General features: G+C 63.5%; 19 protein-coding genes. 2 read left to right on the top strand and 17 right to left on the bottom strand.

What is annotated here, in order from left to right:
• Positions 1–6: 6 nt before the first annotated feature.
• The 13 genes from trpB to leuC all read right to left on the bottom strand — a co-directional run bounded on the left by trpB (position 7) and on the right by leuC (position 14,904).
• Positions 7–1,209, bottom strand: coding sequence for a tryptophan synthase subunit beta (trpB, locus tag QUG01_RS00605; RefSeq protein WP_500828417.1), 1,203 nt, complete (start codon positions 1,207–1,209; stop codon positions 7–9).
• Positions 1,196–1,867: a phosphoribosylanthranilate isomerase gene (locus QUG01_RS00600; protein ID WP_500828416.1), complete on the bottom strand. Its 672-nt coding sequence runs from the start codon at positions 1,865–1,867 to the stop codon at positions 1,196–1,198. Before QUG01_RS00600 ends, trpB begins: the two co-directional genes overlap by 14 nt.
• Positions 1,837–2,625, bottom strand: coding sequence for a tRNA pseudouridine(38-40) synthase TruA (truA, locus tag QUG01_RS00595; RefSeq protein ID WP_500828415.1), 789 nt, complete (start codon positions 2,623–2,625; stop codon positions 1,837–1,839). Before truA ends, QUG01_RS00600 begins: the two co-directional genes overlap by 31 nt.
• A gap of 171 nt (positions 2,626–2,796) precedes the next feature.
• On the bottom strand, positions 2,797–5,199 hold the full coding sequence (locus QUG01_RS00590) for a type IV pilus assembly protein FimV (protein ID WP_500828414.1): 2,403 nt from the start codon (positions 5,197–5,199) through the stop codon (positions 2,797–2,799).
• Positions 5,200–5,579: 380 nt separating this feature from the next.
• Complete coding sequence (locus QUG01_RS00585) at positions 5,580–7,805, bottom strand: motility hub landmark protein FimV (protein ID WP_500828413.1); 2,226 nt, start codon at positions 7,803–7,805, stop codon at positions 5,580–5,582.
• A gap of 179 nt (positions 7,806–7,984) precedes the next feature.
• Positions 7,985–8,995 carry an aspartate-semialdehyde dehydrogenase gene (locus QUG01_RS00580; protein WP_500828412.1) on the bottom strand — a complete coding sequence of 337 codons (1,011 nt, stop codon included), beginning with the start codon at positions 8,993–8,995 and terminating at the stop codon, positions 7,985–7,987.
• 130 nt (positions 8,996–9,125) lie between these two features.
• Complete coding sequence (gene asd / locus QUG01_RS00575; protein ID WP_500828411.1) at positions 9,126–10,232, bottom strand: aspartate-semialdehyde dehydrogenase; 1,107 nt, start codon at positions 10,230–10,232, stop codon at positions 9,126–9,128.
• Between the two features lie 255 nt (positions 10,233–10,487).
• On the bottom strand, positions 10,488–10,985 hold the full coding sequence (locus QUG01_RS00570) for a GNAT family N-acetyltransferase (protein WP_500828410.1): 498 nt from the start codon (positions 10,983–10,985) through the stop codon (positions 10,488–10,490).
• Between the two features lie 133 nt (positions 10,986–11,118).
• On the bottom strand, positions 11,119–12,183 hold the full coding sequence (gene leuB, locus QUG01_RS00565; protein WP_500828409.1) for a 3-isopropylmalate dehydrogenase: 1,065 nt from the start codon (positions 12,181–12,183) through the stop codon (positions 11,119–11,121).
• A 25-nt stretch (positions 12,184–12,208) separates the two neighbouring features.
• Complete coding sequence (locus QUG01_RS00560) at positions 12,209–12,526, bottom strand: hypothetical protein (RefSeq protein ID WP_500828408.1); 318 nt, start codon at positions 12,524–12,526, stop codon at positions 12,209–12,211.
• Between the two features lie 7 nt (positions 12,527–12,533).
• Positions 12,534–13,172 carry a 3-isopropylmalate dehydratase small subunit gene (gene leuD, locus QUG01_RS00555; protein WP_500828407.1) on the bottom strand — a complete coding sequence of 213 codons (639 nt, stop codon included), beginning with the start codon at positions 13,170–13,172 and terminating at the stop codon, positions 12,534–12,536.
• A gap of 30 nt (positions 13,173–13,202) precedes the next feature.
• Positions 13,203–13,388 carry an entericidin EcnAB gene (locus QUG01_RS00550; RefSeq protein WP_106077113.1) on the bottom strand — a complete coding sequence of 62 codons (186 nt, stop codon included), beginning with the start codon at positions 13,386–13,388 and terminating at the stop codon, positions 13,203–13,205.
• Between the two features lie 100 nt (positions 13,389–13,488).
• Complete coding sequence (gene leuC / locus QUG01_RS00545; RefSeq protein WP_500828406.1) at positions 13,489–14,904, bottom strand: 3-isopropylmalate dehydratase large subunit; 1,416 nt, start codon at positions 14,902–14,904, stop codon at positions 13,489–13,491.
• A gap of 101 nt (positions 14,905–15,005) precedes the next feature.
• On the opposite strand from leuC, the gene QUG01_RS00540 reads away from it, so the two are divergent.
• Both QUG01_RS00540 and QUG01_RS00535 read left to right on the top strand, forming a co-directional pair.
• Entirely contained in the window at positions 15,006–15,782 is a 777-nt protein-coding gene (locus QUG01_RS00540) for a helix-turn-helix transcriptional regulator (RefSeq protein WP_500828405.1), read from the top strand.
• 70 nt (positions 15,783–15,852) lie between these two features.
• Positions 15,853–17,163, top strand: coding sequence for a hypothetical protein (locus QUG01_RS00535; protein ID WP_500828404.1), 1,311 nt, complete (start codon positions 15,853–15,855; stop codon positions 17,161–17,163).
• A gap of 5 nt (positions 17,164–17,168) precedes the next feature.
• On the opposite strand, the gene QUG01_RS00530 is transcribed toward QUG01_RS00535, so the two are convergent.
• The 4 genes from QUG01_RS00530 to QUG01_RS00515 form a co-directional block, all read right to left on the bottom strand.
• Positions 17,169–17,549, bottom strand: a complete 381-nt coding sequence (locus QUG01_RS00530; RefSeq protein ID WP_500828403.1) for a nuclear transport factor 2 family protein — start codon at positions 17,547–17,549, stop codon at positions 17,169–17,171.
• Positions 17,546–18,694 (bottom strand): MFS transporter, encoded by a 1,149-nt coding sequence (locus QUG01_RS00525; protein ID WP_500828402.1) that lies wholly within the window; start codon positions 18,692–18,694, stop codon positions 17,546–17,548. Before QUG01_RS00525 ends, QUG01_RS00530 begins: the two co-directional genes overlap by 4 nt.
• Before the next feature lie 70 nt (positions 18,695–18,764).
• Positions 18,765–19,169, bottom strand: a complete 405-nt coding sequence (locus QUG01_RS00520; protein ID WP_500828401.1) for an RNA-binding S4 domain-containing protein — start codon at positions 19,167–19,169, stop codon at positions 18,765–18,767.
• Positions 19,166–19,816, bottom strand: a complete 651-nt coding sequence (locus QUG01_RS00515) for a fumarylacetoacetate hydrolase family protein (RefSeq protein ID WP_500828400.1) — start codon at positions 19,814–19,816, stop codon at positions 19,166–19,168. The genes QUG01_RS00520 and QUG01_RS00515 overlap by 4 nt, the downstream gene beginning before the upstream one ends.
• Between the last annotated feature and the right edge of the window lie 21 nt (positions 19,817–19,837).

Here is a 19,837-nt window from a genome sequence, read left to right as displayed (position 1 = left end):
CGCCCCTTACAGCGTGATGCCGGCCAGGCCGGCAACGGTATTGATGTCCTTGTCGCCGCGGCCGGACAGGTTGACCAGGATCACCTGATCCTTGCCCATGCTCGGCGCCGCCTTGGCGGCCCAGGCCAGCGCGTGGCTGGACTCCAGCGCCGGGATGATGCCTTCCAGATGACAGCAATCGTGGAAGGCGCGCAGCGCCTCGTCGTCATTGATCGCCACGTATTCCGCGCGGCCAATGTCCTTCAGATAGCTGTGCTCCGGGCCGACGCCCGGATAATCGAGGCCTGCCGAAACCGAATGCGTCTCGATGATCTGGCCGTCCTCGTCTTGCATCAGATAGCTCTTGGCGCCGTGCAGCACGCCCACTTTGGCATCCGAGCTGAGCGGCGCGGCATGCTTGCCGCTGGCGATGCCGTGCCCGCCGGCCTCTACGCCCACCATGCGCACGCCCGGCACGTCGATGTATGGATGAAACATGCCGATGGCGTTGGAGCCGCCGCCGACGCACGCCACCACCACATCAGGCTGGCGGCCGATCACTTCCGGCATCTGCACCTTGGCTTCTTCGCCGATCACCGACACGAAGTCGCGCACCAGCATCGGGTACGGATGCGGGCCGGCTGCCGTGCCGAGGATGTAGAAAGTGGAATCGACATTGGTCACCCAGTCGCGCATCGCTTCGTTCAGCGCATCCTTCAGCGTCTTGGAGCCGGACTCCACCGGCACCACGGTGGCGCCCAGCAGCTTCATGCGGAACACATTGGGCGACTGGCGCTTGACGTCCTCCGCGCCCATGTACACCACGCACTCCATGCCATAGCGCGCCGCCACGGTGGCCGTAGCCACACCGTGCTGGCCGGCGCCGGTTTCGGCGATGACGCGCTTCTTGCCCATGCGGCGCGCCAGCAGCGCCTGGCCGATGGCATTGTTGATCTTGTGCGCGCCGGTGTGATTCAGGTCTTCGCGCTTCAGCCAGATCTGCGCGCCGCCCAATTGCTCGGACCAGCGCTTGGCGTGATAAACCGGGCTGGGGCGGCCGACGTAATGCTTCAGTTCATGGCGAAACTCCTGCCAGAACGTCGGATCGGCCTTCACGCGAGCGTATTCTTCTTTCAACTGGTCCAGCGCCACCATCAAGGTTTCGGCGACATAGACACCGCCATAAGGGCCGAAATGGCCCTGCGCATCCGGAAAATCATACCGATCCATGTCTTGCTCCTGATATGAAGGCCGCCATTCTGGCAGCATCTTTGATTCCCTTGGCCGCCTCCACACCGCTGGAGACGTCCACCGCGGCCGGTCTCACCCGGCGCACGGCTTCTTCGATATTGTGTTCGTCCAGTCCGCCGGACAGGATCAGCGGCAAAGGCAGATCGTCCGGCAACAGGGTCCAGTCAAAGGTGGCGCCGGTGCCGCCGTGCGCGCCCTCGACAAAGGCATCGGTCAACAGGCCGCGCGCATCCGGGTAGGCCGCAGCCCATTGCAGCAGATCGACACCCGGCTTCACCCGCACGGCTTTCAGATACGGACGGCGGAACGAGCGACAGAATTCCGCGCTCTCCTCGCCATGGAACTGCAGCACATCGATGGCGCAGGCGCTCAGCACCTGTTCCACCCATTCGCGCATCGGATTGACGAACAAGGCCACCACGCTGACGAAAGGCGGCAGCGCCGCGATCACGGCGCGCGCCTGGGCTATGGACACATTCCGCGGGCTCTTGTCGTAAAACACCAAGCCGATGGCGTCGGCGCCCAGGCGGGCGGCTTCCGCGCCGTGTTCGGGCTTGGTGATGCCGCAGATCTTGATTCTGACCACTGTCTCTTCTCTGTTAAGTGCTAGCGCAGTTTCAAGCGCCCGGCCTCGCATTGCGACGGCAAGCCAAACGTCTCCGGATAGCCTACGCCGGTCAGGTACAGCCCATCCGGCATGAAGGTGGGCGGCGCGCAGGTACGGTCGCACGCCTCCAGCAGCGACTGCATGCCCGCCGCGTCCAAAGCTCCCTTGCCCACGTACAGCAGCGCGCCCACCAGATTGCGCACCATATGATGCAGGAAGGCATCGGCAACAAGGTCGAAGCGGATCAGTCCGCCGTCCTCCACGATGTCCAGCCGCTGCAAATCCTTCACCGGCGACTTGGCCTGGCATTCGGACGCGCGGAAACTGGAAAAATCATGCCGGCCGAGCAGACGCTGCGCCGCCTCGCGCATCGCATCGACATCCAACGCCTGATGATACCAGCCCACCTTGCCCGCCAGCAGGCAGGAGCGTACCGGGTGCGTCAGCAAAAAATAGCTGTAGCTGCGGGAAAAAGCGGAAAACCGGGCATGGAAGCCATCGTCCACTTCGCGCGCCCACACCACGGCGATTTCCGGCGGCAGCAAGGCATTGACGCCGCGCACCCAGGCATTCAGCGGGCGGCTGGCATCGGTGTCGAAATGCGCCACCTGCATCGCCGCGTGCACGCCGGCGTCGGTGCGGCCGGCGGCCACCGTGGCGATGTCGCGGTTGCCCGCGATCCGGCCCAAGGCCTGATTCAAGATGTCCTGTACCGTATTGCCGTGCGGCTGACTTTGCCAGCCGGCAAACGCCCGGCCGTCATACTCGATGCCGAGCGCGATTCTCATACCCAATCATCCATTTGTTCCCCGGCCTCGCGCGCCATTGCCGCCAGCGAAACCGTAAAACCCCCACTTTATCCTATCCCGGCAGGTTTGCGCCACGCCCCTGCCCCCAGAAAAACGAATGGCACCGCCATCCAGGCCGGTGCCATTGCCGACAAAACCGCCAAACTGCGCCTACCTGCCGTGCTGCGCCTCCCGCATCAGGGTCTCGGCCGTTTCCTTGTCGCCCATTTCCATGTACAGCTTGGCCAGTTCCATCTTTTCCATATCCACATCCGGCGCCGCAATGGGCGACGTCGGCTTGGCGGCCGTTGCCGCAGGCTTGGCGGCTGGGGCCGGAGCGGCAGGCTGCGGCGGAGGCGCTGCCGGCTCAGGGGCGGCGGCCGGCGCGCGCGGAGCAGGCGCGGGAGCCATCTCCGGTTCAGGCTTGGCCGCTGCGGCAGGCTCAGCCGCCACGCCAAACAAAACATGGCCCGGCACCGTGTTCCGCCCCAGCTCGCAGATGCGTTGCCACATTGTGCTGTCCGGATTGAACATGCTCTTGGCCGACATCGCCTCCTGCAGGAACGCGTCCTTGTCCGGCTTGGACGCCAGCACCTCCAGCAGCTTGAAGCGCAGATCCTGCCGCATCGGCTCCTTATCCAAACCTGCGCGCAGCACTGCCGCGGCCTGATCGGACCGACCGTATGCCAGATACACCTCGGCCTCGGCCATCACATCCACCGCGCTCAGATCGGCTCCGTCATCGTTTTTCAGCGAACTCATCAATCCCGCCAACGGCCCCAGCGCCAAGCGCGAGCTTCCGCCCGCAGACGCTTCGCCAGCTGCCTCCTCCTGCTTGCCTTGCCGCTTGCGGCGGATCAGCAGCAAGGCCACCAGGCCGAGCGCCGCCGCCGCGCCGCCCAGTTTGATCTGTACGTCGCGGTCGCTCAAGACGGCAAGCGCGTCATCCAGCACGCTTTCCGTGGCTGGCTTCGGCGTCAACGGATGCGATGGCGCCGTGGGCGCTGGCGCATTGACCGGAGCCGGAGTCGGCGCAGGCGCCGGGTGCGGCATGGGTTGGGTGGCAGCCTCGGCCGCCTTCGGCAGCGAAGCCACCGCCTTCACTACCGGCTGCGGCTTCGCCGCCGCGCTCTTGTGTTGCGCGGAAGGCATGGCCGGCTTGGCGCTCGCCTCGGGCTTGGCCGCCTGCGCCGCCATGGGCATGGAGGCAGCGGCCTTCGCCTTGCCTTGCTGCAAGGCGCGTATCTTCTCTTCCAGCGCGCGGGTGCGCTCCTCGGTCTCCTTCAAGGCCTGCTCCTGGAAGTGCAGGCGGTCGCGCATCTTTTGCTCTGTGGCCAAAACGGCCGGCGACGAAGCAGGCCGGGCGATGGCGGCGGGCTTGGCCGCGCTGGCCTCCGGTTTCGCCATGGACTTGGCTTCGGTCGATACGCCCTTTCCAGCCTGATCGGCCTGCCGTCCCTGCTCCAGCAATTTGGCCATGGCGCCAGGCGACGCCGGCGGCTGAGCCTTCTCCGACGCGTCCTTGCGCGCCAGGTCTCGCATTTTCCATTCGGCCGGATAGCGTAAATCCGCCCCCGCCAGCAGGCGGTTGGCGTCGCCCCGGATGAAGGCATCAGGGTTGTCCTTCAACAGGCGGGCGGCCACATCCTCTCCCTTGGCGTGGCCATGCATGCGCGAGGCGATGGCGGACAGGGTATCGCCCTTCAACACCTTGTAGGACTTGGCCGACTTGGCCGACTCGGCCGCCTGCGGGGCGTGATCGGCAGCCTTGGCTTGGGCGCCGGCTGCCCCCGCTCCTTCCAAGGCCAGCACATAGGATTTCTGCGCCTTGACGCTGCCGGCGGCCACCTCGACCCGGAACGCCAATTGCGGCAGAGTGATGGGCACCGACGAGGCCAGCGTCAACATGCGCCGGCCATCGGCGGATCGCTCATGCTGATACGAGATGGAGGACACCTGCCGCAGCAATTCCTTGACCTGGCCGCTCTGGGAGGTGTCGGCATAGATGGCCACTTGCAACTGCTCAGCCTTGTCGAATACGCCGCCCAACAAAGGCAGCTCCGCCATCAGGGGTTCGCCCAATCGAGAATTGACGCGTATGTCGCCAAGGCCGACGCCATCCAGCCGCGAACCCTGGTCCGGCGTTGCCGCATGACGCTTGCCGTCGTCTCCGGCTGGAACCGGAGCCTTGCGGCGCGGACCATCGCGTTTGTAATCGACCTCGAACTCACGGACCAGCCTGCCATCGGGCCAACCCACTTCCACGGCGAAGCGCAGCAAGGGCTCGCCGAAACTCGATGGCCCCTTAACCAGCACTTTCTGCAGGTGGCCGTCGCTTCCGCGCACCAAGCTGAATTGCAGCGTCGGCGCGGAGCCGCTGTAAGCCGAAAGCAAGGGGTAGTTATTGCGGTCGGCCAGATTGACCTGGGCAAAATCCTGTATGTCCTCATTGACTACCGGGATTTCGGCGGAAAACGCCTCGCCATCGGCCGACAGCACATGAATGGGCCCCAGGCCCGCCTGCGCAGCGGATGCGCTCCCCAATCCCGCCAGCAGCAGGGCCAAACTCGCCATGCGTAAATTTGCAGCCATCTTGGACGTTCCCAACCTTTTGCCTGTTCTGTTTTTAACCGGACGCGCCGCCGCGGCCCCTCTCGCCCTCCGCGCGGACGAGCTTAGCATTCATTGCAATTAAACCTTATAGCAGTTTCGATTGGCAATCCTAGGTCACTTTCCAATCGCCAAGGTCATCAATATTAAAATAGGCATAAAAAACACCGCCGCAAATCCATAAAACCGCGAAACGCTTTTTATGCGTAGCCGATGCCAACAGGCGAGTCGCGCCTTGATGGCCATCTATTTATGCGCCATCGCCGCGCATACGGCATGAAAAATGGCCGCCTGCGCCAAATCGGGCAAGGGCGGCCATTTGCGGCGGCGGATTATTCTCAGGCTCAGCTGCTGATTTTGTCCAGCAAGGCCTGGGCTTCGTCTTTTAACGCCCCCTGGGCTTCGCCCAATAAATCCTGCAACACTTCGCGGGCGCCTTCGCGGTCGCCCATGTCGAGATATACCTTGGCTAGATCCAATTTGGTGGACAAGGGGTCATCCAGCACAGACATGCCCTCGGCCTGCGCGCCGGCGGCAGGCGGGGCCTCGGCAGGCGTTTCCGCCAGCATGTCCGCATACAGGGACTCCAATCCTTCCGTCGCGTCTGCCGGCCCGGTCTCCGCTTTGGGCGGCTCCGCCTGCACGGCGTCAAGGTTGAAGTCGAAGTCCAGCAGATTGCCTTCCGTGGCTGCCGGCTTGGCTGCTTCCGCCGTCGGCTCCGGCGGCAGCATGGCTTCCAGATCGAAGTCCAGCACGTTAGGCTCTTCCTCGCGCTTGGGTTCGTCTGCCGGCAGATCGAACAATGCCGCCAAGGGGTCGGCCTCGGGCGCGGGCGCCGCTTCCGTCATTTCGGCGGCAGCCGCCTCGACATCCGGTGCGAACAACTCCTTGTCCAGATCGATCGCCTCGCCTGGCGCGGCGGCGGCCGTGATCTCCGGCATGGCGTCGTCGCCCGATTGATACAAAGGATTCTCCGGATCGATGGCCCGTCCCAGCGTGACCGTCTTGGCCCACATCGCGCCGCGGCCGTCGAAGGCTGCTTGCATCTCCCGCGCCAAACGCTCGAAGCTCGCGGTATCGGGCCGCGCCGCATACACCTCCATCAGCTTCATCCGCACTTCGTGGCGCGACGGGTCCTTCAACAGCGCGTCCTTGAGAATTTCCTCGGCCTGTTGATCGCGGCCATAGGCGATGTACACCTCAGCCTCGGCTACCGGGTCCACCTCGGCGGCGTCAATCGCGCCGGCGGCCTGGGTGAAGTTGCTCATGAAGGAGTTGGAGCCGCCTGCGGCAGTTGCGCCGGCCCCCATCACGGTGGCGCGCCCCAAAGCGGCTCCCGCGGCGGCGTCACGTCCGCCAGCGCGGCGCCTGGCGACCATCACGCCCAACAATCCCAACAACCCGACGACTGCGACGCCGCCGCCGATCAGCGGCAGATTTTCCATCACGCGGCTCATCAAAGACGGCTGCGGCGGCGGTGGAGGCGGCGCAAGATGAACGGGCTTGCGTTTGGGCGCCGGATGCGGCTCGGCCGGCTTTTCCATCGGTTTGGGCGCGCTGGCGGCTGGCGCCGGGACAGGCGAACTGGCAGGCGCGGCCATGGGGGCCGGCGCCATCGCCGCGGCCGATGCCGTCTTGGCGGGCGGAATCACGCCAGCCGCCTGCAATGATTTCAGCTGCTGCTCCAGCGCCGTGATGCGGGCCGTGGCATCCTGCAGCGCCTTTTCTTTGGCATTGATCTGTTGCTGCAAGTCGTTGAGTTTGGCGCTGTCGGCGCCGTCTCCCGGCACCAGTTTGAGCACGTCGCCGCCCGCCTTGCCGCCCGATGCGGCCGACTGCGCCTGCGGCTGCGATGCCGCGCTCGCGACCGGGCCGAGGATGCTGCTGACCTGCTCGGCCGACAGCGCCTTGATCTTGCGGGCAGCCGGCACTTTCAGAACCGAACCTGGCTTGGGATGGTCGACATCGCCCTGCTCAAAGGCGTCAGGATTGGCCTGGGCCAGCGCCGCCATGGTCTGACGCACGCTCGCGCCGCGCGGTTTGACTTTCAAGGCCAGCGAACGCAAGGTAGCGCCCTGCTTTACCCTCAGCTCAGTGGGAACGGCCGGCGCCTGTCTGACCGGCGCGGCAGACTTATAACGGGAGGCCTGGTCGCTGTCGGCATAGCTGGGCGCATCCTGCACGATGTTCTGCCCGCCGGGATTGTAGTTTGCCGGGTCCAGCAGCACGGTGTACTCCCGCACTGAGCGCCCGGACGGCGCGCGCGCCTCGACGACGAAACGCAGATAGGGATCATTGATGGGCCGGGTGGAGCTGACGCGGATCGTCGCGCCATTGGAACCCGGATTCAGCGCGAAGCGCAGCGTCGACAGCGAGGGGGCGTAGTCGACGTTCAACGCCTGAAAGGTTTCGATGCCGGCCAGGCCCACGCGGACGGCGTCCATTTCGCCGGGCGTTACCCCAGTCATTTCGATGTCCGCCCTCAGAAGCTCCCCCAGATTGGAGCGGACATAAATCTTCCCCAATCCGGCCCAGGCGCACGCGGAACACGCCAGACCGATCAAAAGCATGCCAAGCTTGATTTTTCGCTGATTTCTCACTGTCTACCTTCCGGCATTGTCGCATTTATGTGATTTTATTGGCGCGAGCCCGCCTCCGGGATGGCGGGCAACTGCTGCAATCTTAGGCTCTGGCAGCAAGTTTAGCCAGATGTCACAACAGCCGCGCCCTGCGCCTGCCCTGAATGGGATTACATCAGCGCGCTCTGTCCGGCCAGAATCTCCGCGATGCGCACGCAGTGGATGGCCGCGCCGGCTTTCACGTTGTCGGCCGACAGCCACAAGCTTATCACGTTGCCATGACGGCGCAGCCGGCTGATCCAGATCCCTTCGTTGCCCGTCGCTTCCATCGGCGTGATGTAGCCGCCGTGCTGTTCGCGGCTGACCACCTGCAATCCTGCCGCCTTGAGCCGATTTTGCACTTGTTCGAGGTCAAACTCTTTATGCAATTCGATTTGAACTACCCAGGAATGGCCAAAGAACACCGGCACGCGCGCGCAAGTGACTTCCAGTTGTTCTGGCTTCAGTTTCAGCAGGCGGGCAGTCTCGTCGCGCACCGAACGCTCCTCTTCCGAGTCGCCGTTGGCGTCGACCTCGCCGATCTGCGGCAGCACGTTGAAGGCGATGCGCTTGGCATAGACATTGACCTCGGCGTCGCGATGCGTAAACAGCGCGGTGGTCTGGTCAGCCATTTCCTCCATCGCCTTCTGGCCGCTGCCGGAAACTGCCTGGTAGGTGGATACCGTGACGCGCGCGATGCCCAGCGGCAGCAGCGGCGCCAGGGCCAGGGCCAGCGGCGTCACCGTGCAGTTGGGCACGGCCACCAGCGGGGCGCGGCCCAGGTCTTGCAGCTCGGCGGCGTTGATCGCCGGCGCCACCAGCGGCACGCCGGCGTCGCGGCGGAAAGCGGAGCTGAAATCCACCACCGCCGCGCCGGCGTCGCGCGCCTGCGGCACGTATTGGCGCGAGATCTCGCCGCCGGCGGCGAAGATGGCCAGACCGACGTTCTCGAAATTGAACTCGTCCACCGGATGCACGTCCAGCTCCAGATTGCCCAGCGACACGGTGCTGCCGTCCTGCTCGGCGCTGTCCACCGCGAACACGCGGGCGGCCGGAAAGTTGCGTTCGGCCAGCAGTTCCAGCACGGCCTGGCCCACCAGGCTGGTGGCGCCCACCACGGCGATTTGCAGAGAAGTCGACATATCTTGTTCCTATCGTTACCGCCGACGGCGCGGGCCGCCGGCATTGCAATGCGAAAAGGGCACCGAAGTGCCCTTGAATTCTGTCAGCCCCGGCAAGCGCCGGAGCGAGGCTTGGCGCCTATTCTACCCGTCAGCGCGCGATCAGGATACGCAGCATGCGGCGCAGCGGCTCGGCCGCGCCCCACAGCAGCTGGTCGCCGATCACGAAGGCGGACAGGTACTCGCCGCCCATGTTCAGCTTGCGCACGCGGCCCACGCCGACTTGCAGCCCGCCGGTGATGGCCGCCGGCGTCAGTTCCTTGACCGAGATGTCGCGATCGTTCGGCACCCATTTCACCCAGTCGTTGCCGGACTTGATGATGGCTTCGATCTCGTCCAGCGGCAGGTCTTTCTTCAGTTTAACCGTCAGCGCCAGGCTATGACAGCGCATGGCGCCGATGCGCACGCACAGGCCGTCCACCGGAATCACGCTGGCGGTGCCGAGAATCTTGTTGACCTCGGCCTGGCCCTTCCACTCTTCCTTGGACTGGCCGTTGTCGAGCTGCTTGTCGATCCACGGGATCAGCCCGCCGGCCAGCGGCGCGCCGAAGAACTCGGTCGGCACGTCCTCGCGGATGGCCTGGGCCACTTTGCGGTCGATGTCCAGGATGGCGGACGACGGCGTGGCCAGCTCTTCGGCCACGGCGGTGTGGATCGCGCCCATGCCCTTCAGCAGTTCGCGCATGTGGTTGGCGCCGCCGCCGGATGCCGCCTGGTAGGTCATGGACGACACCCAGTCGACCAGGCCTTCGCGGAACAGGCCGTTCATGCCCATCAGCATGATGGAGTTGGTGCAGTTGCCGCCGATGTAATTCTTGACGCCGCGGGCCAGCCCCTGCTCGATCAGTCCCTGGTTGACCGGGTCCAGCACGATGATGGAGTCCGCTTCCATCCGCAGCGTGGAGGCCGCGTCGATCCAGTAGCCGTTCCAGCCGGCCGCGCGCAGCTTGCCGTAGACTTCGGTGGTGTAATCGCCGCCTTGACAGGTGACGATCACATCCATGGCCTTCAGTTCGTCGATATCGCCGGCGTCTTTCAAGGCCGGCGCTTCGCGACCGATGTCCGGCGCTTTGCCGCCGACATTGGAGGTGGTGAAGAACACCGGTTCGTCGATGGCGGCGAAGTCGTTTTCTTCGCGCATGCGCTGCATCAGCACGGAACCGACCATGCCGCGCCAGCCTACAAAGCCTACTCTCACTGTAAATCTCCCGAGTCTGTCCTAAGTCCGATTCGTGAATCGCGCCCCGTCTTGCGCGGAGCGGCGATGAAAATTCTGTTACCTCATTGTGCAGCGCGCCACCGCGTCAGGCAATGGGGTAAATAGCTTTTATTGTGAAGGTGGGCAGAACAATCGATTCAAGAAAACTCAACCACGCTGGCCGCGCCAGTCGCGCCGCGAAACTCGGCTTCGCCAAGCCTGGCCCTCCGCGGGTACAGACGCATCGGCCGCGCGCTAGGCCAATGGCGCATCGCTCAAAACAGAATAAGCCAACCCATCCAGCGTGAACGACGCCACTTCTCGCATTCCCAGTCTCAAATGGGCGGTCAGCGACGCCGCATTGTCCTCGCGTATGAATAATATCGCCTCGCGTCCGGACAAGGCTTGCCGCAAAGACGCATAAAGCTTGCGCGGCAAGCCCGTGCCGCGCTCGGTCTGCGCCACGCACACCGGGCCATACACATAAGCGCCGGGGCTGCCAGGCCAGGCCCGGAGCATGGCTTGCACGGGCGGCGCGTCCGCCAAACGATGGGCGTCGGTACTGAACAGCACGCCGACCAACTTGTCTTCGCGCACGGCAACCACCGTGCAGATGGCCGCGCTGAGCATGGCTGCCACTTTTTCCGTGGGAAATTCGCCTGTCAGGGAGCCGCCCTGTGAAGGCGCGTTCTCCTGCAGCAGTTGCGCAATGCCCTCAAGATCCGCAAGCGTTGCCAGACGGATGACATGCATGAAGCTTCTCCAGCAATTTAGCGCCGCTAACAAAACCTGTTTAGAGAACCCGGGTCAAGGCGCGCCGACGCGGGCAGTGCAAACAGTACGGCAAGGAGGCGCAACGCGGGGTCAGGGGGGTTGTTCACCGGTTTTACAGCGCCGCCACCACCGCGTCGCCCATGCCGGAGCAGCTGACCTTCTCGCAGCCGGCTTCAAAGATGTCTCCGGTGCGATAGCCTTGCGCCAGCACCTTCTTCACCGCGCTTTCCACGCGTTGCGCCGCGGCCTCCTGGCCGAAGCTGTAGCGCAGCATCATGGCAGCGGACAGGATGGTGGCCAGCGGGTTGGCCAGGTTCTGGCCGGCGATGTCCGGCGCCGAGCCGTGGCTGGGCTCGTACAGGCCCTTGTTGTTCTGATCGAGGGACGCCGACGGCAGCATGCCGATAGAGCCGGTCAGCATCGAGGCTTCGTCGGACAGAATGTCGCCGAAGATATTGCCGGTGACCATCACGTCGAACTGCTTCGGATTGCGCACCAGCTGCATGGCGGCGTTGTCCACGTACATGTGGCTCAACTCCACCTGCGGATACTCGCGCGCCACGTCTATCATGATCTCTTTCCAGAACTCAGTGGTTTCCAGCACATTGGCCTTGTCCACCGAGCACAGCTTCTTGCCCCGCTTCATGGCGATGCCGAAGGCGACATGGGCGATGCGGCGCACTTCGCTCTCGCTGTAGCGCATGGTGTTGTAGGCCTCGCGCTCGCCCAGCTCGTTGACGGCGATGCCGCGCGGCTGGCCGAAGTAGATGTCGCCGGTCAGCTCGCGCACGATCATGATGTCCAGCCCGGCCACCACTTCCGGCTTCAGCGTGGACGCGTTGGCCAGCTCCGGGTACAGAATGGCCGGGCGCAGATTGGCGAACAGGCCCAGGTCCTTGCGGATGGCCAACAGCCCGCGCTCAGGCCGCAGCGGACGCTCCAGCTTGTCGTATTGCGGGCCGCCGACGGCGCCCAACAGCACGGCGTCGGCTTCGCGCGCCAGTTTCTGCGTGGCCTCCGGATACGGCGCGCCGTACTGGTCGTAAGCGGCGCCGCCCAGCGGCGCGTGCTCGGTCTCGATTTTCAGGCCGTCGCGACGCAGCGCGTCCAGCACGCGTTCGGCCTGGGCGATGATTTCCGGACCGATGCCGTCACCCGGCAGAATGGCGATTTTCATGGTGTCTTCCTTATTCCCGCTCGTCTTATTTCGTTTTGTCTTGGTCGCGCTGGGTCAGCCGCTCCACCAGCGCCTTTTCGCAACATTTGAATACGATGTAGGCCGCCATCGCGGCGTAGCCGGACAGCAGCAATTCACCCAACTGGCGCAGCGCGCCATCCATCGCCGCCTGCCAGCCCGCCTCCAGCCACACCTTCAGATTAAGCTGCAGCAGCAAAGCCAGATTGATGGTGCCAAGCCCAAACAGCAGAAAGCTCAGCCCCAACAGCAGAAAACAGGCTACAGGATGGCGATGGAGCCACGCCATGCCGCCTTGGCTGCCGCGCTTGGCCGCATCGCTCATTTTGCGCTCAAGCAAACAGCCAGGGCTGCTCTGCGCGGCGCTTGGCTTCAAAGGCCTTGATTTCGTCCGCATGCCGCAAGGTCAGGCCGATTTCATCCAGGCCGCCCAACAGGCAATGCTTGCGGTGCTCGGTGATGTCGAACGGGAAGGCCTGGCCGGACGGCGTGCGCACGGTCTGCGCCGCCAGGTCCACCGTCAGGCTATAGCCCGGCGTGGCCTCGCATTCGCGGAACAGCTGGTCCACGATATCCGCCGCCAGCACGATGGGCAGCAGGCCGTTCTTGTAGCAGTTATTGAAGAAGATGTCGGCGAAACTGGGCGCGATCACCGCGCGGAAACCCTGGTCATCCAATGCCCACGGCGCATGCTCGCGGCTGGAGCCGCAGCCGAAGTTTTCCCGCGCCAGCAGGATCTGGGCGCCCAGGTAGCGCGGCTGGTTCAGCACAAAGTCCGGATTCAGCGGCCGCTGGCTGTTGTCCATGCCGGGTTCGCCGTGATCCAGATAGCGCCACTCGTCGAACAGATTGGGGCCGAAGCCGGACCGCTTGATCGACTTCAAAAACTGCTTGGGAATGATGGCGTCGGTATCGACATTGGCGCGGTCCAGCGGACAGACCAAGCCCTGCAAAGTGGTAAATGCTTTCATATTGCGCTCCCTGTTCAGGATGGCGCGGGGTTAGTCAGCGGTGCGCTTGATCGCTTCGCCGCCTTTTTCCACCGCGTTGCCGATCGCCTTGCCAGCCTTCTGCAGCCCATGCTCCACGGCCTGCCCGCCTTCCTTGGCGTCGGTCTTGATGCCTTGCACGGTATTGCAGCCGCCCAGCAGCAGGGCCAGGCTCAGCCAGACTATCGGTTTGTTCATGATGCGATGCTCCATATTGCGATGGACAGCCCTTCTGTCCGACAGGATTGAATCAGACATGCATTCTACCCTGTCGTCGCCGGTGGTCCATCGCCGCCGTTCACTGCGCGGCCAAGCGCCTCACATCGACGAAATGGCCGGCCACCGCCGCCGCCGCCGCCATCGCCGGGCTCACCAGATGGGTGCGCCCGCCCTGGCCCTGGCGGCCTTCGAAATTGCGGTTGGAGGTGGAGGCGCAGCGCTCGCCCGGCAACAGCCGGTCGGCGTTCATCGCCAGGCACATCGAACAGCCCGGCTCGCGCCATTCAAAGCCGGCTGCGGTGAAAATCTTGTCCAAGCCCTCGGCCTCGGCCTGCGCCTTGACCAGGCCGGAGCCCGGCACCACCAGCACCTGCTTGACGTTGACGGCCTTTTGCCGGCCCTTGGCCACGGCGGCGGCTTCGCGCAAGTCTTCGATGCGACTGTTGGTACAGGAACCGATGAACACCACATCCACCGGAATCTGGTCTATCGGCGTATCGGCCGCGAGGCCCATATAGGCCAGCGCGCGCTCGATGCCGGCCTTCTTCACCGGATCGCTTTCTCGCGCCGGATTCGGCACCTTGCCGCCCACGTCCACCACCATTTCCGGCGAAGTGCCCCAGGTGACTTGAGGTTGGATGTCGGCAGCCTGCAGGACGATGACCTCGTCGAAATACGCGCCGTCGTCGGAGTGCAGCGTGCGCCAGTAAGACACGGCCTGCTCCCACTGCTCGCCCTTGGGCGCGTACGGCCGACCCTTCACGTATTCAATGGTCTTGTCGTCCACCGCCACCAGGCCGGAGCGGGCCCCGCCCTCGATCGCCATATTGCACAGCGTCATGCGGCCTTCCATCGACAGACTGCGGATGGCCTCGCCGCCAAACTCGATGGCGTAGCCGGTGCCGCCGGCGGTGCCGATCTTGCCGATGATCGCCAGCGCCACGTCCTTGGCGGTGACGCCCGCGCCCAGCTGTCCATCCACGCGCACCAGCATGTTCTTGGACTTCTTGGCCACCAGGCATTGCGTGGCCATCACGTGCTCCACCTCCGAGGTGCCGATGCCATGCGCCAGCGCGCCGAAAGCGCCGTGGGTGGAAGTGTGGCTGTCGCCGCACACCACGGTCATGCCCGGCAGCGTGGCGCCCTGCTCCGGCCCCATCACATGGACAATGCCCTGGCCCTTGTCTTTGAACGGGAAGTAGGCCAGCGCGCCGAATGCCTTGATGTTGGCGTCCAGCGTTTCCACCTGCTGGCGGGAAATCGGGTCCTGGATGCCTTCATCCCAGTGATCGGTCGGCGTATTGTGGTCGGCGGTGGACACCACGGAATCCACGCGCCACAGCTTGCGGCCAGCCAGCTTCAAGCCTTCGAAGGCCTGCGGGCTGGTCACTTCGTGCACCAGGTGGCGGTCGATATACAACAGCGCCGTGCCATCGGCTTCCTGGCGCACTACATGGCTGTTCCACAGTTTGTCGTACAAGGTTTGCGCGGTCATATTGCGGCTCCTCGGGTCGTCGTTGCACACATCTTTGACCAGCTTTGATCCTGTTACAAGATAAGCCGTTATACTGGTATAAAAACCAACAGGATCGTCATATGGAGTCATCCTCGTCCACGCCGCTTGGCTCATTTCTGCGCGCCCACCGCGAACGACTGTCCCCGCAACAGGCCGGCCTGCCCGCTGGCCCACGCCGCCGCGCCAAAGGTTTGCGGCGCGAGGAAGTGGCGCAACTGGCCGGCATCAGCCCCACCTGGCTCACTTGGCTGGAACAGGGCCGTACCGAGTCGGTGTCGGCCCATACCCTGAGCCGGCTGGCGGCCTCGCTGCAATTGTCCGGCGCGGAAACCGACTACCTGTTCGACCTGGCCGGTCTGAAAAATCCCAAGGACAAACGCGCCGAGGCCAACCCGCAGGCGCGGGAAATCCTGGAAACCATGCTGCCGCACATCGCCATCCCGGCCTATGTGCTGGACCGCCATTGGCGGGCTGTCGCCTGGAACGCGGCCGCGGAACAGCTGTTTTGCGGCTGGCTTGGCAATCCGGAAGCCAGCCGCAGCCAGCTCGACTTCATTTTTCTGATGCCGCAGGCGCGGGACTTCATCGACAACTGGCCGGAACGGGCGCGGCGCATCGTGGCGGAGCTGCGGGCCGACCTGGGCCAGCAACTGGATGATGTGGAAACGGCGGCCATGCTGGAGAGGCTGCGCCGGGAAAGCGCGGACTTCGAATGTTTCTGGCAGCAGCAGGATGTGCTGGAGCGCGAAGGCGGCGAACGCGCCTTCCATCATCCGGCGCTAGGCAGGCTGCACAAGCGTCAGATCACGCTCAGGCCGGCCAACGCGCCGGAGCTGAAGCTGGTGATGCTGTTATGACGTTGATGTATCATATTGCACTCATTCGCCCACATGGAACGTGGCGTCTGGCAATGTGAAAAGGAAAATCATGTCATCTGCAACAAAATGGCTGCTCGCCGCATCCCTGTGCATGCTGGCAGGCAGCGCAATGGCCGACAGCCTATCCCCGCAAGAAGAGCAGGCCTTGCAACAAATCCGCCAGTTCTACAGCAAGCAAATTGGCCGCGCGCCAACACCGCAGGAAGAACAGTCCATGTTGCAGCAATGGCGGGCAAGCATGCTCAATGTCTCCGTCAGAGCCGCACAAATCAATGCCATGGCAAGCGGACAGACATCCCCGGACAGCACATCCGCCAATTTGGGATCCATAACGCCATCTAACTCAAATGAGCAAACCGTGGCTAAGCAATTGGCTACTCTAGGCAAACCCAAAACCGGCTTCAGCATTGTTCAGGCACGAGATGGACTCAAAATCGATGGGAGCAGCTATCTTGACCCTTCAGGCACCATCCGCAACTATGCCTTCGACAGCTTGACTGGAGACATTACCTACTCGGTTCAATCCGGCCCGCAACTGGTTTACAAATATCTGCGCGCCGGCAGCCCTGCCGAGCCCATCACCATCGCTACCGCCCAGCCTGCTGGCGGGATATGGCAAGTCACCACCGCAAGCGGCAAGCAAATCAGCGGCAACACCATCACACCCATTGCGAAGGGCGTCATGGTATCCCGCGGCAGCTCAGCCTTCCGCTATGTACCAGGCTTGGGCGTCAAGTCCGTATCCATCCCGGACGGCTGGGAAATGGCTCAGTTCCAACGCGGCAATGTGGGCGCAACCAATTTCGTGCTATTGGAAAAGCAATACGTTCATGATGGCGGCTTAGGCGATATTTTCTCAACCGTCAAAAGCATGGGCGCACTGGTGGGCCTGAACAAAAAGGAAGACTATGCCCTGTTCAACCTGGAAAATGGCAAACTCTATCCGCTCAATATCCAAGTTGATGGCAAGATGCGCAGTGTCATGTCCAATTGCCGTCAAAGAAACGCTCTAGTCAACGAGTGCAGCACGATGACCAGTTACGAGTCGCTCTACACCGACTTGGGCCAGAACTTCGGCCATTACTACTGGAAAGTCGGCTGGTACAACACCCCGCAAGGCCCGATTGCCATAACGATGGAGAACGGCATCAATGATGTTTACGTGCTGGACCTCAATACGGGCAAGAAAGTCTCCGCCTTCCATAGGGGCATGGGCATCACCTCGCTAGCGATGGCTCAGCAGGCGGATGGCCGTGTCAGAATCAATGCCAACTGGATGTTTGAAGACCACATAATCGAAGACGCCAATAAGCAATTGGCCGAACAAACAGACGTCAACAACGCTGCGCCAGGGCAGTGAAAAGATCACAAGGCCGGCGGCCCCAGATGCTCCTGCAGCAGCCGCCAGCCTTGCGCATCCTGGATCAAGGTGCAGCTGCCTCGGCCATGCCCTTCCGCTGGCTGCCCATCCACGAGGCCGCGCCAGGAAAATGCATAGACGCAAGCGGCGAAATTTTCTCCTACATGCGTCCAATGCAGATCGGCGATGCGGTATTCCTCGCCGCGTATCCATTCAAAAGTCTGGCGGATGGCATCGCATACCGCGGCCTTGCCTTTGAACGTGCCATCGGAAAACACGAAACTGGCGTCTTCATGCAGCCAGGGCGCCACCTGGCGCCAGTCATGGGTGGCCAACGCTCGCTTGTAACCATCCAGGGCCTGTTGCGGAGTGTCAGCGCGCTTCATCGAACTCCCCGATGCGGAGGCTTGAGCCAACGCAAACACACAAACACGCCTACCAAAGCTGCGGCGGCCGACATCGTGAAGGTCGGCAGCACCCCGCCATGCGGCCAGATCAAGCCGCCGATCAGCCCGCCGCCGCTGCCGCCCACGCCAAACGAGGCGATGATGTACAGTCCCTGCGCCCGGCCATGATGCTGCTCGGCGAACAAGCGGTTGATCAGGCCGATGGCCGAAGCATGGTGCAGGGCATAGGTCAGCGCATGCAGCGCCTGGGCAAAGGCGGCGATCGCCGGCGAGGCCAGGCAGGTGGCGATCAGGCCGAAACGCAGCACCGCGGCTACCAAAGAGGTCAGCATCAGCGCTTCCAGACCAAAGCGGCGCATGATGCGCGGCATCAGCATGAACACGCCGATTTCCACTACCACCCCCAGCGCCCACAGCATGCCGACGGCGCCCTTGTCGTAGCCAAAGTCCTTCAAGCCCAAGGAGTAAAAGGTGTAGTAAGGGCCATGGGCGAAGGCCTGCAGGAAACAGCAGGCAAACAGGGCAATCACCATCGGCTTTTTCAGTGTGTCCCATATCGGACCGGCCTGCTTGGATCGGCTCTGCGTCACCACATCGGGCACTTTGAAAGCCGTCAGCGCCACGCCGATCAGCAAGGCCGAGACGATCCATGGCGTGGCGGCGATGCCCATCCAGTCCAACAGATAGCCACCGGTCATCGCCAGGCAGACGAAACCGATGGACCCCCATACCCGCACCCGGCTGTAACGGCCGGGATTGTCGCGGGTGAGATAGGCGGTGCTGGCCTCCACCAGCGGCAGCGCCGCCGCCCAGAAGAAGTGCGACACCGCCAGGCAGACGAATATCCACCAGAAGCCGTTATGCAGGCCCACCAGGCAAAAACTGGCGGCGGACAGGATGGACGTGGTGATGATGATGTTGCGGCGGCGGCCGCTTTTGTCGGCCAACCATCCCCAGAAACCCGGGGCGACAATCCGGGCAAACGTGGACAGGGCCATCAGGATGGAAATCTGCCAGGCGCTGAACGACAGCGACTCCAGGTACAGGCCCCAGAACGGGCTGAACATACCCTGGAAAGTGAAATAGGTGAAGTAAAACCCGGCGAACGGCAACAGCGACTGCATTTTTTATCTTTCTAGTGGTTCCATGCCTGGCGCCATCCGGCGCCAGGCCGGACTGGCGCCTCACATACGGCTAATACGACGACTTGAAACGAGTGATCTCGCGCCGCGCCTTCTTGGTGGGCCGGCCTTCGCCATGCGGAAAACTGGCATGCTCGGCCTTCAGCAGCAGCACCCGCTCCGCGCGCGCGGCGACCGACGCCTCGTCCTCGCGGTACATCAGCACCGCCTCCTTGGCTGGCCGGCGCTGCGTGGCCAGCTGCAGCACTTCCACCTTGTACTCCAACTGGTTGATGCGCAGGAAAAGTTGATCGCCCTCTTTCACCACGCGCGACGCCTTGACTCGCTCGCCGTTGACCAGCACCCGCCCCAGTTCCAGCGCCTCGTGCGCCAGCTGGCGGGTCTTGAAAAAGCGCGCCGCCCACAGCCACTTGTCCAGACGGACCTTGCCGTCATCGTGCTCTTGCTGCGCCATCATGCCACCTTCCAGCCGGCCGAGACATGGCCGTGCAATTCGAGTTGCAGTTCATCGCCGGACACGATGCGCGCCACGCCTTCCGGCGTGCCGGTGAAGATCAGGTCGCCATCGGACAGGCCATACAGGCGCGACAGATAGCTGATCTGCTGCGCCAGCGTGAACAGCATCAGCCCAGTGTCTCCGTGCTGGCGCAATTGGCCGTTGACGCGCAGATCGAAAGTCAGCCGCTGCGGATCGCCCACGCTAGCGGCCGGCACCAGCGTGGACACGCAGGCCGCGCCGCGGAAGCCCTTGGCCTTGGTCCACGGATGGCCCTTGCTCTTGGCCTCGCTCTGCGCGTCGCGCGCGGTCAGATCCAGGCCTATGCCGTAGCCGGCGACATGGCTCAGCGCCTGCTCCGGCGCGATATCGTCGCCGCCCTTGCCGATCAGCGCCACCAGTTCGCATTCATGATGCACATCGCGCGAATATTCCGGCAGCCGGATAAGGGACGTTTCATCCAGCAATGAGGACGTGGGCTTCAGAAAAACCAGCGGCTCGCTTTCCACCGCATTGCCCAATTCCGCGGCATGCGCGGCGTAATTGCGGCCGATGCAGAAAATATTGCCCACCCGAACAGGCTGTAAACCAAGTTTTACACTTGCCATTGCAATTCCTCATGACTTGTT

It is taken from the genome of Chromobacterium sp. CCUG 76385, assembly GCF_059916625.1.
This window is presented reverse-complemented; position numbering and strand designations above follow the sequence as displayed.

What these genes read in the sequence shown, in the direction of transcription:
- leuC (WP_500828406.1), bottom strand. Translation starts at nt 14,904, where the DNA reads ATGACCGCGCAAACCTTGTACGACAAACTGTGGAACAGCCATGTAGTG.
- QUG01_RS00590 (WP_500828414.1), bottom strand. Translation starts at nt 5,199, where the DNA reads ATGGCGAGTTTGGCCCTGCTGCTGGCGGGATTGGGGAGCGCATCCGCT.
- leuD (WP_500828407.1), bottom strand. Translation starts at nt 13,172, where the DNA reads ATGAAAGCATTTACCACTTTGCAGGGCTTGGTCTGTCCGCTGGACCGC.
- QUG01_RS00570 (WP_500828410.1), bottom strand. Translation starts at nt 10,985, where the DNA reads ATGCATGTCATCCGTCTGGCAACGCTTGCGGATCTTGAGGGCATTGCG.
- QUG01_RS00600 (WP_500828416.1), bottom strand. Translation starts at nt 1,867, where the DNA reads ATGCGAGGCCGGGCGCTTGAAACTGCGCTAGCACTTAACAGAGAAGAG.
- QUG01_RS00515 (WP_500828400.1), bottom strand. Translation starts at nt 19,816, where the DNA reads ATGGCAAGTGTAAAACTTGGTTTACAGCCTGTTCGGGTGGGCAATATT.
- QUG01_RS00535 (WP_500828404.1), top strand. Translation starts at nt 15,853, where the DNA reads ATGTCATCTGCAACAAAATGGCTGCTCGCCGCATCCCTGTGCATGCTG.
- QUG01_RS00580 (WP_500828412.1), bottom strand. Translation starts at nt 8,995, where the DNA reads ATGTCGACTTCTCTGCAAATCGCCGTGGTGGGCGCCACCAGCCTGGTG.
- QUG01_RS00540 (WP_500828405.1), top strand. Translation starts at nt 15,006, where the DNA reads ATGGAGTCATCCTCGTCCACGCCGCTTGGCTCATTTCTGCGCGCCCAC.
- QUG01_RS00520 (WP_500828401.1), bottom strand. Translation starts at nt 19,169, where the DNA reads ATGATGGCGCAGCAAGAGCACGATGACGGCAAGGTCCGTCTGGACAAG.
- QUG01_RS00585 (WP_500828413.1), bottom strand. Translation starts at nt 7,805, where the DNA reads ATGCTTTTGATCGGTCTGGCGTGTTCCGCGTGCGCCTGGGCCGGATTG.
- QUG01_RS00525 (WP_500828402.1), bottom strand. Translation starts at nt 18,694, where the DNA reads ATGCAGTCGCTGTTGCCGTTCGCCGGGTTTTACTTCACCTATTTCACT.
- leuB (WP_500828409.1), bottom strand. Translation starts at nt 12,183, where the DNA reads ATGAAAATCGCCATTCTGCCGGGTGACGGCATCGGTCCGGAAATCATC.
- QUG01_RS00530 (WP_500828403.1), bottom strand. Translation starts at nt 17,549, where the DNA reads ATGAAGCGCGCTGACACTCCGCAACAGGCCCTGGATGGTTACAAGCGA.
- trpB (WP_500828417.1), bottom strand. Translation starts at nt 1,209, where the DNA reads ATGGATCGGTATGATTTTCCGGATGCGCAGGGCCATTTCGGCCCTTAT.
- QUG01_RS00550 (WP_106077113.1), bottom strand. Translation starts at nt 13,388, where the DNA reads ATGAACAAACCGATAGTCTGGCTGAGCCTGGCCCTGCTGCTGGGCGGC.
- truA (WP_500828415.1), bottom strand. Translation starts at nt 2,625, where the DNA reads ATGAGAATCGCGCTCGGCATCGAGTATGACGGCCGGGCGTTTGCCGGC.
- QUG01_RS00560 (WP_500828408.1), bottom strand. Translation starts at nt 12,526, where the DNA reads ATGAGCGATGCGGCCAAGCGCGGCAGCCAAGGCGGCATGGCGTGGCTC.